14 protein-coding genes are annotated in these 16,677 nt (G+C 73.2%); 9 read left to right on the top strand and 5 right to left on the bottom strand.

The window, feature by feature from the left end:
• The 5 genes from OHA81_RS24695 to OHA81_RS24675 all read left to right on the top strand — a co-directional run bounded on the left by OHA81_RS24695 (position 1) and on the right by OHA81_RS24675 (position 5,179).
• Complete coding sequence (locus tag OHA81_RS24695; RefSeq protein WP_329199313.1) at positions 1–1,362, top strand: sulfate adenylyltransferase subunit 1; 1,362 nt, start codon at positions 1–3, stop codon at positions 1,360–1,362.
• Positions 1,363–1,576: 214 nt separating this feature from the next.
• Positions 1,577–2,704: an aliphatic sulfonate ABC transporter substrate-binding protein gene (locus tag OHA81_RS24690; RefSeq protein WP_329199311.1), complete on the top strand. Its 1,128-nt coding sequence runs from the start codon at positions 1,577–1,579 to the stop codon at positions 2,702–2,704.
• 34 nt (positions 2,705–2,738) lie between these two features.
• A complete protein-coding gene (locus tag OHA81_RS24685; protein ID WP_329199309.1) occupies positions 2,739–3,530 on the top strand; it encodes an ABC transporter ATP-binding protein in 792 nt (263 codons plus the stop codon).
• Positions 3,517–4,407: an ABC transporter permease gene (locus OHA81_RS24680; protein WP_329199307.1), complete on the top strand. Its 891-nt coding sequence runs from the start codon at positions 3,517–3,519 to the stop codon at positions 4,405–4,407. Before OHA81_RS24685 ends, OHA81_RS24680 begins: the two co-directional genes overlap by 14 nt.
• Before the next feature lie 10 nt (positions 4,408–4,417).
• Entirely contained in the window at positions 4,418–5,179 is a 762-nt protein-coding gene (locus OHA81_RS24675) for a sirohydrochlorin chelatase (RefSeq protein WP_329199306.1), read from the top strand.
• A gap of 170 nt (positions 5,180–5,349) precedes the next feature.
• Here OHA81_RS24675 and OHA81_RS24670 read toward each other — a convergent pair whose 3' ends face one another.
• The 3 genes from OHA81_RS24670 to mgt all read right to left on the bottom strand — a co-directional run bounded on the left by OHA81_RS24670 (position 5,350) and on the right by mgt (position 8,263).
• A complete protein-coding gene (locus OHA81_RS24670) occupies positions 5,350–6,351 on the bottom strand; it encodes a ketopantoate reductase family protein (RefSeq protein WP_329199304.1) in 1,002 nt (333 codons plus the stop codon).
• A 63-nt stretch (positions 6,352–6,414) separates the two neighbouring features.
• Positions 6,415–6,981 (bottom strand): DUF1697 domain-containing protein, encoded by a 567-nt coding sequence (locus OHA81_RS24665; protein ID WP_329199302.1) that lies wholly within the window; start codon positions 6,979–6,981, stop codon positions 6,415–6,417.
• A 67-nt stretch (positions 6,982–7,048) separates the two neighbouring features.
• Complete coding sequence (gene mgt, locus OHA81_RS24660) at positions 7,049–8,263, bottom strand: macrolide-inactivating glycosyltransferase (RefSeq protein WP_329199301.1); 1,215 nt, start codon at positions 8,261–8,263, stop codon at positions 7,049–7,051.
• A gap of 196 nt (positions 8,264–8,459) precedes the next feature.
• Between mgt and OHA81_RS24655 the strand changes: the two genes are divergently transcribed.
• Positions 8,460–9,311: a phosphotransferase enzyme family protein gene (locus OHA81_RS24655; RefSeq protein WP_329202526.1), complete on the top strand. Its 852-nt coding sequence runs from the start codon at positions 8,460–8,462 to the stop codon at positions 9,309–9,311.
• Positions 9,312–9,345: 34 nt separating this feature from the next.
• Here the strand turns inward: OHA81_RS24655 and OHA81_RS24650 are convergent, their stop codons facing one another.
• Complete coding sequence (locus tag OHA81_RS24650; protein WP_329199299.1) at positions 9,346–10,071, bottom strand: exonuclease domain-containing protein; 726 nt, start codon at positions 10,069–10,071, stop codon at positions 9,346–9,348.
• Positions 10,072–10,134: 63 nt separating this feature from the next.
• Positions 10,135–11,394: an SAV2148 family HEPN domain-containing protein gene (locus tag OHA81_RS24645; protein WP_329199298.1), complete on the bottom strand. Its 1,260-nt coding sequence runs from the start codon at positions 11,392–11,394 to the stop codon at positions 10,135–10,137.
• 285 nt (positions 11,395–11,679) lie between these two features.
• On the opposite strand from OHA81_RS24645, the gene glgX reads away from it, so the two are divergent.
• From glgX to OHA81_RS24630, 3 genes are all read left to right on the top strand, one after another.
• Positions 11,680–13,794: a glycogen debranching protein GlgX gene (gene glgX, locus OHA81_RS24640; RefSeq protein WP_329199296.1), complete on the top strand. Its 2,115-nt coding sequence runs from the start codon at positions 11,680–11,682 to the stop codon at positions 13,792–13,794.
• A gap of 103 nt (positions 13,795–13,897) precedes the next feature.
• Positions 13,898–16,144 carry a malto-oligosyltrehalose synthase gene (treY, locus tag OHA81_RS24635; RefSeq protein ID WP_329199294.1) on the top strand — a complete coding sequence of 749 codons (2,247 nt, stop codon included), beginning with the start codon at positions 13,898–13,900 and terminating at the stop codon, positions 16,142–16,144.
• Positions 16,145–16,238: 94 nt separating this feature from the next.
• A complete protein-coding gene (locus OHA81_RS24630; RefSeq protein WP_329199292.1) occupies positions 16,239–16,604 on the top strand; it encodes a hypothetical protein in 366 nt (121 codons plus the stop codon).
• Positions 16,605–16,677 lie beyond the last annotated feature (73 nt).

Below are 16,677 nucleotides of genomic sequence, written 5' to 3'. Positions count from 1 at the left end.
ATGACCTCCACCACCGATCAGGTCGCCGGGCTCGACGACCTGGCAGCGACCACGCTGCTGCGCTTCGCGACCGCCGGTTCCGTCGACGACGGCAAGTCCACGCTGGTCGGACGGCTCCTGCACGACTCCAAGTCGGTCCTGACCGACCAGCTGGAGGCCGTCGAGGCCGTCTCCGCCCGGCGCGGGCAGGACGCCCCCGACCTCGCGCTGCTCACCGACGGCCTGCGGGCCGAGCGGGAGCAGGGCATCACCATCGACGTGGCGTACCGCTACTTCGCCACCGCCCGGCGCCGGTTCATCCTGGCCGACACCCCGGGGCACGTGCAGTACACCCGCAACATGGTCACCGGGGCGTCCACCGCCGACCTGGCCGTGGTCCTGGTCGACGCCCGCAACGGCGTCATCGAGCAGACCCGCCGTCACGCGGCCGTCGCGGCGCTGCTGCGGGTCCCGCACGTGGTCCTCGCCGTCAACAAGATGGACCTCGTCGGCTACGAGGAGACGGTCTTCGCGAAGATCGCCGAGGAGTTCACCGCGTACGCCTCGGACCTGGGCGTGCCGGAGATCACCGCGATCCCGATCTCGGCCCTGGCCGGGGACAACGTCGTGGAGCCCTCGGCGCACATGGACTGGTACGGCGGCCCGACGGTGCTGGAGCACCTGGAGACCGTGCCGGTCAGTCACGACCTGACCGCCTGCCCGGCGCGCTTCCCGGTCCAGTACGTGATCCGGCCGCAGACCGCCGAGCACCCCGACTACCGCGGCTACGCGGGCCAGATCGCCTCCGGCGTGCTGCGCGTCGGCGAGGCCGTCACCGTCCTGCCGTCGGGCCGCACCTCGGTCATCGAGGGCATCGACGCGCTCGGCGAGTCCGTCGACATCGCGTGGGCGCCCCAGTCGGTGACGGTGCGGCTGAGGGACGACATCGACATCTCGCGCGGTGACCTGATCGCCCCCTCGGCGAGCGCCCCGGCCACCACGCAGGACGTCGAGGCGACGGTGTGCCACGTCGCGGACCAGCCGCTGGCCGTCGGCGCGCGCGTGCTGCTCAAGCACACCACGCGCACCGTCAAGGCGATCGTCAAGGAGATCCCCTCGCGGCTGACCCTGGACGACCTGTCCCAGCACCCGGAGCCCGGGCAGCTGGTCGCCAACGACATCGGCCGTGTCGTCGTCCGTACGGCGGAGCCGCTCGCGCTCGACGCGTACGCCGACTCGCGCCGCACCGGGTCCTTCCTGCTGATCGATCCGGCGGACGGGACGACCCTGGCGGCCGGCATGGCGGGCGAGGCCTTCGCGGCCCACGCCCACGAGGCCGAAGCCGAGCCCGTCCGGGCCGATGACGCGGGATGGGACTTCTGACCGTGTTCGCCGACATCTACTCGACCTTCGCCAAGGAAGGCGGCCGCGTGGGCAGCGGCCACCTCGGCAGCGGCCAGGGAGGGGTGGGGCGATGTGCGTGATGACGTACGCGCACCGCATGCGCGCCCACACCCCCCACGAGCCCTGCCCGCCCCTGCTCCGCAGACGAAGACCCGCGCCGTGACCCCACGGCGCCCCGAGAGGAAGCCCTCCCGTGCCTGCCACCGGTACCACCGCCCGTAAGACCCTGCGCCGCGGCGTCGTCGCCGCCGCTGCCCTGCCCCTCCTGATCGGCGCGCTCGCCTCCTGCGGCTACGGCTCGCAGGCGAAGGACGACGCCAAGCCGGCCGCCGCGGACGCCGCGGACGCCAAGAAGCTCTCCGCCACCGAGGTGCGCATCGGGTACTTCCCGAACCTGACGCACGCCACCGCCCTGGTCGGTCTCCAGGAGGGCCTGATCGCCAAGGAGCTGGGCGGCACGGCCGTCAAGCCGCAGACCTTCAACGCCGGTCCGTCGGAGATCGAGGCCCTCAACGGCGGCTCCCTCGACATCGGCTTCATCGGCCCCTCGCCGTCGATCAACGGCTACGTGAAGTCCAAGGGCCAGAACCTCCGGATCATCTCCGGCTCCGCCTCGGGCGGCGTCAAGCTGGTCGTGAACCCGGACAAGATCAAGACCCTGGACGACCTCAAGGGCAAGAAGATCGCCACCCCGCAGAAGGGGAACACGCAGGACGTCGCGTTCCTCAACTGGATCTCCCAGAAGGGCTGGTCGGTCGACCCCGAGTCGGGCAAGGGTGACGTCTCCGTCGTCCGCACCGACAACAAGGTCACCCCCGACGCCTTCAAGCAGGGTTCGATCGACGGCGCCTGGGTGCCGGAGCCCACGGCCTCCAAGCTGGTCGCCGACGGCGGCTCCGTGCTCCTCGACGAGACGTCCCTGTGGCCCGACAAGAAGTTCGTGATCACCAACGTCATCGTGTCGCAGAAGTTCCTCAAGGAACACGCGGACGTGGTCGAGGCCGTGCTCAGGGGCACGGTCAAGACGAACGAGTGGATCAACGCCAACCCGGAGAAGGCGAAGGCCTCCGCCAACGCGAAGCTGGCGGCGGACGGCGGCAAGCCGCTCGACGCGAAGGTCATCGACCCGGCGTGGCCGAGCATCCTCGTCACCGACGACCCGCTGGCGGGCACCCTCAAGACGGAGTCCGACTGGGCGGTCAAGGCCAAGCTCATCGAGCAGCCCGACCTGACCGGCATCTACGACCTGACGCTCCTGAACAAGGTGCTCAAGGCCGCCGGCAAGCCCGAGGTCTCCGACGCCGGTCTCGGCGTCAAGTAAGTCCGTAACCCGAATCCCCCAGGAGGTGACGACCATGGCCACCACGCTCGCCAAGGCTGCCGAGGGTGCGGTAGCGGAGCGGACGCACGCCGCGCGCATCGAGCACGTCTCGAAGTCCTTCCCCGGCCCGGCCGGACCGCAGCTCGTCCTGGACGACATCAGCCTCGATGTCGCCCCGGGAGAGTTCGTCACCCTCCTGGGAGCCTCGGGGTGTGGCAAGTCCACCCTGCTCAACCTGGTCGCCGGACTCGACGCGCCCAGCGCGGGCAGCATCGAGACCGCCGGCCGCCCCGCCCTGATGTTCCAGGAGCACGCGCTGTTCCCCTGGCTCACGGCGGGCAAGAACATCGAACTGGCCCTGCGGCTGCGCGGGGTCGCCAAGGCCGACCGCAAGCCGGAGGCGGAGCGGCTGCTGGAGCTGGTCCGGCTCGGCGGGGCGTACGGCAAGCGGGTCCACGAGCTGTCGGGCGGCATGCGCCAGCGCGTGGCCCTGGCCCGCGCCCTGGCCCAGGACAGCCGGCTGCTGCTGATGGACGAGCCGTTCGCGGCGCTGGACGCCATCACCCGGGACGTGCTGCACGGCGAGCTGACCCGGATCTGGGAGGAGACGGGCCTGTCCGTCCTGTTCGTCACGCACAACGTCCGCGAGGCCGTGCGCCTCGCCCAGCGCGTGGTCCTGCTGTCCTCGCGGCCCGGCCGGGTCGCCGAGGAATGGACCGTGGACATCCCGCAGCCGCGCCGCATCGAGGACGCGGACGTCGCGGAGCTGTCCCTGGAGATCACTGAACACCTGCGTGGGGAGATCCGCCGCCATGGCCAGCACTGACACCGCCCCCAAGGCCAAGAGCGACGACCTGGCGGGCCTGGAGGCCGGCCTGGACGCGCTCGACGCGGTCCAGACCCACCGCACCCCGGTCCGTGAGGTCCTCCTCAAGAAGATCCTGCCGCCGGCCGTCGCCGTCGGCCTGGTCCTCGTGGTCTGGCAGGTCCTCGTCGCGGCACACGTCACCGACGAGACCAAGCTGCCCTCGCCGTCCGCGGTGTGGGACGGCGTGACCGACATGTGGCTCAAGGGCACCCTGCTGGATGTCGTCTGGACCAGCGTCTCGCGCGGTCTGCTGGGCTTCCTGCTGGCGCTGGCCATCGGCACCCCGCTCGGCCTGCTGGTCTCGCGGGTGAAGTTCGTCCGCGCCGCGATCGGCCCGATCCTGTCCGGACTCCAGTCCCTGCCCTCCGTGGCGTGGGTGCCGCCGGCGGTGATCTGGCTCGGTCTGAACGACTCGATGATGTACGCCGTCATCCTGCTCGGTGCGGTGCCGTCCATCGCCAACGGCCTGGTGTCGGGCGTGGACCAGGTGCCGCCGCTGTTCCTGCGGGCCGGCCGCACGCTGGGCGCCACCGGGCTCAAGGGCACCTGGCACGTGGTCATGCCGGCCGCGCTGCCGGGCTACCTCGCCGGTCTCAAGCAGGGCTGGGCCTTCTCCTGGCGCTCGCTGATGGCCGCCGAGATCATCGCCTCCTCCCCCGACCTGGGCCTGGGCCTCGGCCAGTTGCTGGAGAACGGCCGGAACAACATCGACATGCCGGGCGTGTTCCTCGCGATCATCCTGATCCTCCTCGTCGGCATCGCCATCGACCTGCTGATCTTCAGCCCGGTCGAGCGGTGGGTGCTGCGCAGCCGCGGCCTGCTGGTCAAGAGCTGAGCTGAGTACCGTGTCCCGTTCCCCCGTACTCCTGGTCATCGCCCACGGCAGCCGCGACCCGCGGCACGCCGCGACCGTGCACGCCCTCACCCGGCGCGCGCGGGCGCAGCGGCCCGGCCTGCGCGTGGAGACGGCGTTCCTGGACTTCAACGCCCCGTCGGTGCCGCAGGTCCTCACCCGCCTCCACCTGTCGGGGGTGCGTGAGGTCGTGGCGCTGCCGCTGCTGCTCACCCGGGCGTTCCACGCCAAGACGGACGTCCCGGCGGTGCTGGCGGAAGCCGCCACCCGCCTGCCGGGCCTCTCGGTCCGGGTCGCGGACGTCCTCGGCCCGTCGCCGCTGCTGGTCCGCGCCCTGGAGCGGCGCCTCGCGGAAGCGGGCCTCGCCCCGGCGGACCGCGCCGGCACCGGTGTGGTGCTCGCGTCCGCCGGTTCCTCAGACCCGGAGGCGATCGCAGTGATCGCTGAAATCGCGCGGGAGTGGCGGCACACCGGTTGGTGCGCCGTGCGGCCTGCGTTCGCCTCCGCTTCCCTGCCCCGTACGGAGGACGCCGTACGGGCCCTGCGCGCCGAGGGAGCCCGCCGGGTGGCCGTGGCGCCGTACGTCATCGCCCCCGGCCGCCTCCCGGACCGCATCGCGGCGGGCGCGGCGGCCGCGGGCGCGGACCTCGTGTCCCCCGTCCTCGGCGCGGCTCCCGAACTGGCCCGCCTCCTCCTCCAGCGCTACGACGCGGCCGCCCTGACCCCGGTCCGGGCCCCGGCCCTGTCGGCCTGAACGCCCCGGCCGGCCGGGCGCACCCCAGCCCGCCCGGCGCTTGAGGGCACGGGCGCGGAGCCCACGTACGGGTCCGGGGCGGAGCCCCGGTGAACGGAGGAAGGGCGGGTCGGGGAGCAGCCCCGCGCAGCGGCCACCCCGCACCGGCACCGGCACCCGGCACCCGGCCGCTACCCCCGGGCAACCGCCTCGTCGGCCAGGGCCGTCAGGTCCAGGGCCGCCATCGCCCCCGGCGGCAACCCCTCCCGCGCGAAGATGTTCGCCGCGTGCCGCAGCGTCTCGTTGACCGGCGTCGCCACCCCGTGCAGCCGACCCAGCAGGCAGATCTCCCCGTTGAGGTAGTCCGCCTCCACCGACCCCGTCCCGCGCGCCAGGCTCTGCCACGACGACCCGCCCCGCACCCCCGCCGGCTGCTCGACCTTCCCGTCCCGCGCCGCCGACTGCTCGGCGTCGGAGGCGTAGCCGATCCCGGCGGCGGCGAACGCCGCCTTGCCCTCGCGGATCGCCCTGAGCAGCAGCGCCGCCTTCGCCGGATCCGGTTCCGGCCCCGTCGTCGCCTGGATCGCATTGCCCAGGTTCCCCAGCAGCTTCGCGTACTTCCACCGCATCACGTCCTCGACGACCGGCGCCCCGAAGCCCGCCTTCTCCAGGTCGGCGGCGATCGCCCGCGCCCGGGCGTCGCTCCCTCCGGCCGCGCGGCCCAGGTGCAGGATGCCGGTCAGCGGTGCGCACAGTGCCGAGACCACACCCGGCTCCAGGAAGGTGGCGGGGAGCCAGACGCAGACCCCGTACACGCGCGCGAAGCGCCGCAGGGCCAGCCGTTCGCTCTCCACGCCGTTCTGGAGGCACAGCACCGGCAGGCGCTGCGCGGCCGTGCCGCCGCCCGCGACCTCCGCGTCGCCCCACGCGTCCAGCGCCGCGATCGCGTCCTGGGTCTTCACGGTGAGCAGCAGCACGTCGTCCGGCCGCAGTTCGCCCAGCTCCGCCGGGCCGGTGACGACGGGCAGCCGGTGGACCCGCTCACCCCCGGCCGTCGTGAGCCGCAGCCCGTCCGCCGCGAGGGCCTGGGCGTGCGCGCCCCGGGCGACGAGGACGACGTCCAGGCCCGCTTCCGCGAGCCGCCCGCCGATGGTCGCGCCGATCGCCCCGGCGCCGATGATGATGTACCGCATGCCCCGAGCCTGGCACATCCCCCTCCCGGCGCCGGGAGGGGGGCTCCGGCCGCGGCGGCCGTGTCAGTCCCGGGTCAACTCGACCAGCTTGACGACGGTGTTCCAGTTGCGGGTCGTCGCGTCGAGGCCCTTGAGGAGGGCCGGTCTGTGGAGCACCTCGCCCAGTTTGGAGACGCCGAGGCCGCCCGGTGCGTAGAGGTAGACCACGCGGTCGCCGAGGCGGAACTCCTCGGGGAGGAAGGCCCGCGCGTCGATGGCCGCGTAGCGCTCCGGGGAGGGCTGCGCGGAGAGGAACGTGACGTGCAGCTGCCTGCCCTCGAGTTCGGCCGCGGGGAACGGGCAGGCTTCGGCCACGGCGCGCAGGTGGGGGCCGTCCACGACGAGGCAGGGGACGGGGAAGCCGAAGTGCGCCTCGATGGCCGCCTCCAGCCGGCGGGCGAGCGCGTCGGGATCCTGTTCCGTACTGCTGAACACGGCATTGCCGCTCTGGAGGTACGTCCGTACGTCGTCGAGGCCGAGCTGCTCCATCACGGCGCGCAGCTCGGCCATCGGGACCTTCTTGCTCCCGCCGACGTTGATTCCGCGCAGCAGGGCGGCGTAGGTCGTGCGGGCTGTGGGCTGAGGCCTCATGTCCCGAACGATAGGGCGCCCCACCGACGGTGCCGGCGGGCGGCGCGGACGGGAGCGGCACGGCGCGTCAGGGCAGCTCGGCCTCGATGAGGTCGGCGGCCTGCCGGGCACCGCCCTCGCCGGCCATCTGCGCGCGGATGGCCTCGGCGCGTGCGGCGACCTCGGGATCGCCGACGAGGGAGAGGACGGCGTCGCGCAGGGTAGGGGCGTCGGCCTCGTCCATCGGGACGTGCCGGGCGATGCCCAGTCCCTGGAGCATGTCGGCGTTGCCGAACTGGTCGACGGCCTGGGGGACGGCGACCATGGGGGTGCCCGTCGCCATGCCCTCCTGGCTGCCGCCGGCGCCCGCGTGGGTGATGAAGGCGTCGGCCTGCCGCAGGATGTCCAGCTGGGGGACCCAGCGGTGGACTTCGACGTTGGCGGGGATCTCGCCGAGTTCGGCCTCGTCGGTGAACTTGCCGATCTGGAGGACCACGTGCCACTCGGGCAGCTCCGCGAAGGCGTCCATGCAGGCGCGGTAGAAAGCGGGGAGCTTGGTGAAGGTGGAGCCCATGGAGACCAGGACCACCTTCTTTCCCTCGGCGGCGGCCGGCCGCCGCCAGGTTCCCTGGGTGGCGCCGCGGTCGGCCTGGCAGGTGCCGACGAAGGTGTGGACGGACTCGTCCACGCGGTCGGCGTGCGGCTGGAGGGCCTTCGGGATCAGCACGATGCTGCGGCGGGGCCGGCCCACCACGCGGTCGGGGTCGTCCTCCATGCCGTTCTCGTCCAGCCAGGCCCGGAAGCGCGCGTAGTAGGCCCGGCCGCGGTCGGTGGCGCGCAGCTGCTCCTTCATGGGCGCGGCGACCTCCTCCTCGTAGCCGGTCCAGGCGACCAGGTTCGGGGAGAGGGAGATGTCGGGGACGCCCCAGCGGCGGGCGAGGACGACCGCCGGGTAGGCGGTGATGTCGTGGATGACGAGGTCCGGCTCGTCGCCCTCGAAGGCGGCGGCGAGTTGGGGCAGTGCCTGGACGGCGTCTTCGAGGAAGGGTTCGAGGTGGTCGATGAGTTCGGTGCCCCACGCCTCGGGTTCGTCGTCGGTGGGCAGCGTCGAGCGCCAGACGACGGGGGTGGCGCCGGTTTCGGCGACCTTGTCGGCGAAGGGGGCGGGAATGGCGTAGCTGACGCGGTGACCGCGGGCGACGAGTTCCCGGATCACTTCGATGCTCGGGTTCACATGCCCGTGGGCTGCGATGGAGAACATGGCGATGTGTGCGGGCTTGGCTGTGGTCACGAGCCCGACCATAACGAGACGATACGTCTCGTGCAAACGGATTCACTCCGACGTGTGAGCCGCCCTGCCGGCCGTCCCACTGGCCGTCCCACCGGCCGTCCCGGACCACACGGTGACGGCGGGTCAGGCCGGCCACCGGCGGGGATGGCAGACTGGCCGGGACGTGGTGGCAGGGGACGATCCGGACAGGGACGGGCGGGACGGCGGCATGGACGAGGCGCGGGCCAGGGACGTACTGGCGGCGGCGGGGGTCGCCGGCGTGGCCGAACTGCTGGCCTTCGGCGAGAACGCCGTCTTCGCGGCCGGTGACCTGGTGGTGAAGGTGGGCCGGGAGGCGGCGCTGCTGGAGCGGGCCGAGCGGGAGGTGGCGGTCGCGGACTGGCTCGCCGCGAGCGGGGTTCCCGCGGTCCGGGCGGCCGAGCCCGGGGCCCGGCTGGTGGACGGGCACCCGGTGACGGTGTGGCACCGCCTCCCGGCGGCGGCCCGCCCGGCGGCCCCGCACGACCTGGCGCTCCTCCTGCGGCGGATCCACGCCCTGCCCGCACCGCCGTTCGCGATGCCGGCGCGGGACCTGCTGGGCGGGGTCGAACGCTGGCTCCGGCTCGCCGGTGACGCCGTCGCCCCGGCCGACGCGGCCTACTTGCGGGCCCGGCGCGACGCCTACGCCGGTCAGGTGGCCGCGCTGACCCCCCACCTGCCGCCCGGGCCGATCCACGGCGACGCCCTGCCCCGCAACGTGCACGTCGGGCCGGACGGGCCGGTCCTGGTGGACTTGGAGACCGTATCGGCCGACCTGCGCGAGCACGACCTGGTGGTGATGGCGCTCTCCCGCGACCGGTACGGGCTGCCCGACCGGTCGTACGAGGAGTTCGTGACGGCGTACGGATGGGACGTGCGCGAGTGGCCCGGCTGCGCGGTGCTGCGCGGCGCGCGCGAGACGGCGAGCTGCGCATGGGTCGCCCAGCACACCCCGGCCTCCCCGGCGGCCCGCGCGGAGTTCCACCGCCGCGTCACCTCGCTCCGCGACGGCGACACCGAAACCCGCTGGCACCCCTTCTGATCCCACCCCGCCCCCGCGGACGCACCTTCGGGGCTCAGGCCCCGGCCGCCACGAGCCCCCGAAGGGGCCACGCCGTGTCGATGACGGCGTCCGGGCTGCCCTGGCCCCGCAGGTACGACTGGAAGTCCCGGGCCCAGCGGGCGTGCCAAGCGCCCTGGCGGTCATGCAGGTCCGACGGGCTGAGTGCGGCCACCTCCGGGTGCCGGGCGGCTATCGCCCGCGCGACCTGGACCGCCGCCAGCGCGTCCGCCCCCGCGTCGTGCGCGGCGTCGAGGACGACCCCGTACACCCCGCACACCGCCTCCAGGGTCCGCTTCCCGCGGCGGTAGCGGTCCACGGCCCGGTCGATGGTCAGCGGGTCCACCACCGGCCCTGTCCGCGCCCCACCCAGCCTGTCCGCCAGGGACGGCAGCCCGTGCCGGGCCAACTCCGCCGTCAGCAGCGTCAGATCGAAGGCGGCGTTGTACGCGACGACCACCGAACCGCGCAGCCAGTGATCCGTCAGCACGGCCGCCACCTCGTCGGCGACCTGCCGTACCGGCCGGCCGTCCGCGACGGCCCGCGCCGTGCTGATGCCGTGGATCGCCGAGGCCTGTTCCGGGATGGGTATCCCCGGGTCCGCGAGCCAGGCACGCCGTTCCCGCACCTCGTCGCCGTGCACCTCGACCACCGCGGCCGTCACGATCCGGGACTCCCCCGGCTCCGTGCCCGTCGTCTCCAGATCGAATCCGACCAGCGCTCCCCCGTGCCACGCCGCCATGGCGTCCCTCCCCCGTACAGACTTCCGGTCAACGACTTTCAGCCTGCCATGGGGCACTGACAGTCAGGACACCGGCCGGGAATCCTCCCAAACCGACTCGAATTCCTCCCGATACGTGGTGAAAAGTCCGTGGTCGGCGTCCTTGGGGACCCCCCGGCCGCCCCCGCGCAGCACCAGCACCGGGGCCTCCATGCCCCGCGCCCGCCGCAGGTACGACTGGACCACCGCGATGCCCGAGGACTCCCCCTCCACCAGGTACGCGGTGAAGCGGGGAGTCTCGTCGAACACGTGGATCTCGAACCGCGACGCGTCCCGCAGCCCGGCCCGGACCCGCCGCACGTGCAGGATGTTCATCTCCACCGACCGGCTCAGCTCGCCCTTGCGCAGCCCCAGCTCCCGCTCGCGCCGCTTGACGGCGCTGCTCGCCGGGTTCAGGAACAGCAGCCGCACCCGGCACCCCGCCTCCGTGAGCCGGACGAGTCTTCGGCCGGAGAAGTTCTGCACCAGCAGGTTCAGGCCTATGCCGATCGCGTCCAGTCGCCGCGCACCCCCGAACAGGTCCTCGGCCGGCAGCTGGCGCTGGAGCCGTACCCGGTCGGGGTGGACGGAGATGACGTCGGCGTACCGGTCTCCCACCAGGTCCTCGACGGCGTCGATCGGCAGCCGGTCCGCCCCCGGGCTGCCCGCGCCGCCGCCCAGCACCTCCAGCAGCCGTGCCGACGCCCGCTCCGCCTGTTCGAGGACGGGCCGGGAGAGCGCCCGGTTGCGGGAGACCACGTTGCGGGTGACCTCCAGCTCGTCGAGGGCCAGCTCGATCTCCCGGCGGTCGTCGAAGTACGGCTCGAAGCAGGGCCAGTGCTGGACCATCAGCTCCCGCAGCTGGGGCAGGGTCAGGAAGCTCAGTACGTTGTCGTCGGCCGGATCCAGGAGGTACCCCTTGCGCCGGCTGACCTCGCGGACGGCGACCGCCCGCTGGACCCACTCCTGCCCGGCGGGCCCGGCCGCCGCGACGACCCAGTCGTCCTGGCCGTGCACGGGCTCGTAGATCGGCCTGAGCACCGCGCCGACGACGGCCCGCAGCCGCTGCTCGATGAGGTTCAGCCAGATGTAGGCGCGTCCCGCCCGCTGCGCGCGGGTGCGGACCTCGCTCCAGGCGTCCGCACCCCAGTCCAGTTCCGCACCGGTCCGCGCCCCGCCGGTCTCCGGCGGGGCCAGCGACACCGCCCCGGCCGGCACCCCGGCCTGCGCGCTTCCAGGGGCGTCCGCCGGGCCACCCTCGTGCCCGCTGTCACCAGGGGGCAGCTCCAGACCTCCCGAGCTCACCCGTGCACCGCCTTCTGCGTCTGGACGCCCGTCTCCAGTGATCACGGAAGGGTACTCCGCGCGCGCGGCCCGACGCAGCCCGATGGTCCGTACACCGACTGCCCGTTGACCCATTATCCGATGCCCGGACAGTCCGCTGACCCTGATATCAGCTCTCCGGGTCACCCGGTAGAACCATCCCAAGTCCGCGCGTGACGGCCTCCTTTCGGGGAAGATCTGGCAGAGACGTTGTCCATGCCCGATCAGCCGGGACGTCAGCCGACACCGAGGGAAGAGTCGTTATCTATGCAGGTCTGGCCGGGACAGGCGTATCCGCTGGGTGCCACCTACGACGGCGCCGGAACCAACTTCGCCGTCTACTCCGAGGCCGCTCGGCGGATCGAGCTGTGCCTGCTGCACGACGACGGCTCGGAGACGGCCGTCGAGCTCCGCGAGACGGACGCCTTCGTCCGGCACGCCTACCTGCCCGGCATCATGCCCGGGCAGCGCTACGGCTTCCGCGTCCACGGCCCGTACGAGCCCGAGCACGGGATGCGCTGCAACGCGGCGAAGCTGCTGCTGGACCCGTACGCGCGCGCCATCAGCGGCAGCGTCGCCTGGGGCGAGGAGGTCTACGGCTACCACTTCGGCCGCCCCGATTCCCGCAACGACCTCGACTCGGCCCCGCACACGATGACCTCGGTCGTGGTGAACCCGTACTTCGACTGGGCCAATGACCGGCCCCCGCGCCACGAGTACCACCACACCGTGCTCTACGAGGCCCACGTCAAGGGGCTCACCATGCGCCACCCGGAGCTCCCGGAGGAGCTGCGCGGCACGTACGGGGCGCTCGCCCACCCGGCGGTGATCGGGCACCTCACCAAGCTGGGGGTGACGGCGCTGGAGCTGATGCCGGTGCACCAGTACGTCAACGACCACCGCCTCGTCGACGACGGCCTGAGCAACTACTGGGGCTACAACACCATCGGCTTCTTCGCGCCGCACAACGGCTACGCCTCCGGCGACCGGGGCGAGCAGGTACTGGAGTTCAAGTCGGCGGTCCGCGCCCTGCACGAGGCCGGGATCGAGGTGATCCTGGACGTGGTCTACAACCACACGGCCGAGGGCAACCACCTGGGCCCGACCCTGTCGTTCCGGGGGCTGGACAACGCCTCGTACTACCGGCTGGCGGACGATCCGCGCCACTACATGGACACCACGGGCACCGGGAACTCGCTGCTGATGCGGTCCCCGCACGTCCTCCAGCTGATCATGGACTCGCTGCGCTACTGGGTCACCGAGATGCACGTCGACGGCTTCCGGTTCGACCTCGCGGCCACGCTGGCCCGGCAGTTCCACGAAGTGGACCGGCTGTCCTCGTTCTTCGACCTGGTCCAGCAGGACCCGGTCGTCAGCCAGGTCAAGCTGATCGCGGAGCCCTGGGACCTGGGCGAGGGCGGCTACCAGGTGGGCAACTTCCCTCCGCTGTGGACGGAGTGGAACGGCAAGTACCGCGACACCGTCCGGGACTTGTGGCGCGGGCAGCCCCGCACGCTCGCGGAGTTCGCGGGACGGCTGACGGGGTCCTCGGACCTCTACCAGGACGACGGTCGCCGGCCGCTGGCGTCGATCAACTTCACCACCTGCCACGACGGGTTCACCCTGCACGACCTCGTCTCGTACAACGAGAAGCACAACGAGGCCAACCGGGAGGGCAACCGGGACGGCGAGACCCACAACCGGTCCTGGAACTGCGGGGTCGAGGGGCCGACCGAGGACCCGGAGGTCGTGGAGCTGCGCGAGCGCCAGATGCGCAACTTCATGGCGACCCTCATGCTCTCCCAGGGCGTCCCGATGCTCAGTCACGGGGACGAGTTCGCCCGCTCGCAGGGCGGCAACAACAACGCCTACTGCCAGGACAACGACCTGTCGTGGGTGACCTGGCCCGAGCCGGGCAAACCGGCGCCCGCGCTGCTGGAGTTCACCCGCCAGATGGTGTGGCTGCGCCGTGACCACCCGGTGTTCCGGCGGCGCCGGTTCTTCCACGGCCGCCCGGTGGAGGGGACGCACGACGAACTCTCCGACATCGCCTGGTTCACCCCGCACGGCGAGGAGATGCGGGCCCGCGACTGGCAGGCGCAGCACGCGCGGTCGCTGACGGTGTTCCTCAACGGCGAGGCGATCTCCGAGCCCGGTGCGCGCGGTGAGCGGATCACCGACGACTCGTTCCTGCTGATGTTCAACGCGGGCGCCGAGCCGCAGGAGTTCACCGTCCCGGCCGGGCACGGCGCCCGGTGGCTGCTGGTGGTGGACACGGCGAAGCCGGATGTCCTGCCGCCCGGCACGGGCCCGCAGTACGCGGCCGGCGACCGGGTGCCGCTGACGGGTCGCTCCCTGGTGGTCCTCCAGCGCCCGGCCTAGGGACGGCAGCCGCTGCCGTCCCGTTGCGGCGGCCGGCGGCGCGCCGTCACCCGGATGCGCGGGGCGGTGGCACGGAATCCGGCTGCGCGGGTACGTACGTCTCATGAGCCAGTCATACGAAAGCGCCCGACCGGCACCTGACGCCCGGACAGTCGTCACGCCGGCCTCCACCTACCGTATCCAGCTCTGTCCCGAGTTCCCGTTCGCGGCCGCCGCGGCCGCCGTGCCCTACCTCGCCTCGCTCGGCGTGTCCCATCTGCACCTCTCGCCCTCCCTGGAGGCGGTGCCCGGCTCGACGCACGGGTACGACGTCACCGACCACTCCCGGGTGCGGGAGGAGCTGGGCGGCGAGACGGGCCTGCGCGCGCTCGCCCGCACCGCGCGCGAGCACGGCCTCGGCCTCGTGCTCGACATCGTCCCCAACCACATGGCGGTCCCCTCGCCGCTGCGCCTCAACCGGCCGCTGTGGGAGGTCCTGCGCGAGGGACCGCACTCCCCGTACGCGCGCTGGTTCGACATCGACTGGGAGGCCGGGGGCGGGCAGGTGCTGCTGCCGGTCCTCTCGGGACCGCTGGAGCTGGACTCGCTCGCCGTCGACGGCGAGCTGCTGCGCTACGGGGACCACGAGTTCCCGCTGCGGGAGGGGACCGCCGGGCTGCCGCTGCCGGAGCTGGTGGCGGCGCAGTGGTACCGGCCGGCGTTCTGGCGCGAGGCCCGCACCCGCCTCAACTACCGCCGCTTCTTCACGATCTCGGACCTCATCGGGGTCCGGGTGGAGGACCCGGTGGTCTTCGCCGCGACGCACGCCAAGATCCTGGAGCTGGTGCGCGACGGGGTGCTCCAGGGACTGCGGATCGACCACGTGGACGGGCTCGCGGACCCCGAGGGGTACCTGCGGCGGCTGCGCGCGGAGGCGGGCGGGGGCTGCTGGGTGGTGGTGGAGAAGATCCTGGCGCGCTCCGAACGGCTGCCCTCCTCCTGGCCGGTGGCCGGCACCACCGGGTACGACGCGCTGCTGCGGGTGGACGGGGTGTTCACCGATCCCGCCGGGGCCGCGGAACTCGCCCGGGACTACCGCAAGTCCACCGGCGCCGGCTCCTGGGAGGAGACGGCCGAGGCGTGTGCACGGGAGGTGCTGACCGGCGATCTGGCGGCGGAGCTGACCGCGCTGGAGGCAAGGGCCGGCAAGGAACTGCGGGATGCGGTCCTGGAGTTGCTGGTGGCGAACCCGGTCTACCGGCCGTACCCGGGCGGTCCGGGACTTCCGCCCGAGGCCCTGGAGCGGGCCGCCGCGCTGGTCGGCGCCGGCGCGGTGGACGGCGTACGGGACCTCCTGCGGCGCGATCCCGCCTTCGCGGCGCGCTTCGCCCAGACTTCGGCGGCCCTGCGCGCCAAGTCCCTGGAGGACCGGGCCTTCTACCGCTGGGCGCCGCTGCTGTCGGCGACGGAGGTGGGAGGGGACCCCGGGGACCCGGGGGTTCCGGTCGCGGAGTTCCACGCGTACTGCGCCGGCCTGGAGCGGGAGTGGCCCGCCTCGGGGACGGTGCTGTCCACCCACGACACGAAGCGCAGCGCCGACGTCCGGGCCCGGATCGCGGTGCTCTCCCAGGCCCCGGAGCTGATGGCGGGGGCCGGCGCCGTCCCGGACGCCCAGCTGGCGTGGGTGGCCCGGCAGAGCGCGCTGGGCCTGGGGCAGATCCCGGACCGGGTGTCCCGGCTCGAGGCGGCGCTGGTCAAGGGGGCCCGTGAGGCGGCGCTGCGCACGTCCTGGACCGATCCGGACGAGGAGTACGAGGGCGCCGTCGTCGCTCCGCCCGAGGTGGACCTCCCGCCGGAGCTGGCGGAGGCCGCGCGGGCCAACGTACTCGGCATGACCCTGCTGCACCTGGCCATGCCGGGGGTGCCGGAGGTCTACCAGGGCGCGGAGAGCGAGTACCGGGCGCTGGTCGACCCCGACAACCGCCGGCCGGTCGTCTTCCCCCGCGAGGAGCTGGCCCGGCTCGACGGGGGTGGTGTCCCGCACGGCCTGGCGGGGGAGAAACTGGCCCTGTCGGCGGCCCTGCTGCGGCTGCGGCGCACTCGGCCCGAGCTGTTCACCGGGTACCGGCCGCTGGCGGCCCGGGGTCCGGCCGCCAGCCACTGCGTGGCCTTCGCCCGCGCCGGCCTGATCGCGGTCGCCACCCGGCTCTCGCACCGGCTCGCCGGCGAGGGCGGCTGGCGCGACACGGCCCTCCCGCTGCCGCCGGGCCGCTGGACGTCCCTGCTGCACGAGGGCGCGTACGAGGGCGAGGCGCTGCTGTCGCACCTGCTGTCCGACACCCCGGCCGTGGCCCTGGTCCGGGCGGAATAGGCCCTTCCCCGGATGCGGGTCCCGGCCGCCGTCGCTCGTCGAGGACCGCGCCCGGGGCACGCGTCCGGCCCGCCGCCGGGGTTACCCTCCGGACATGGAACGCGCAGAGGTTCTGAAGCGAGTCATCGGCATCCTCACCGAGGCCCAGGAGATCCGCAGGGCGGCCGAAGCCGGGGAGGACGACGAGGTCCCGGCGTCGGAGGCGGGGGTCGTCACCCAGCTGCTGAACGAGATGCTGCCCTCGATCAGCGTCCCGGCCGAGTCCTCCCCGCAGCAGGTCGCCCGGCTGGTCGCCGAGGCGCTCGGTCCGGCCCTGCACACGATGGTCGCCGGTTTCAGCCTGGCCTTCACCAGCCTCGCCATGGCCCACGACAGCGGCCGTACCGACATCTCCTCGATCCAGGTCCTCCAGCGGCTCGCCCTCGAAGTGGAGTCGGGGGAGTTCGACGACGGCTCCTGAGGCCCTGGGCGCGGAGGTGCGGGCCGGGGGCACAGGCCGCGCCCGGCCCGCACGCGGGGGGCCGGTGCGACGC

The sequence above is a fragment of the Streptomyces sp. NBC_00667 genome (assembly GCF_036226825.1).
Lineage (GTDB): Bacteria > Actinomycetota > Actinomycetes > Streptomycetales > Streptomycetaceae > Streptomyces.
Note: the sequence above shows the minus strand (reverse complement) of the source record. Positions and strands in the feature narration are given on the sequence as shown.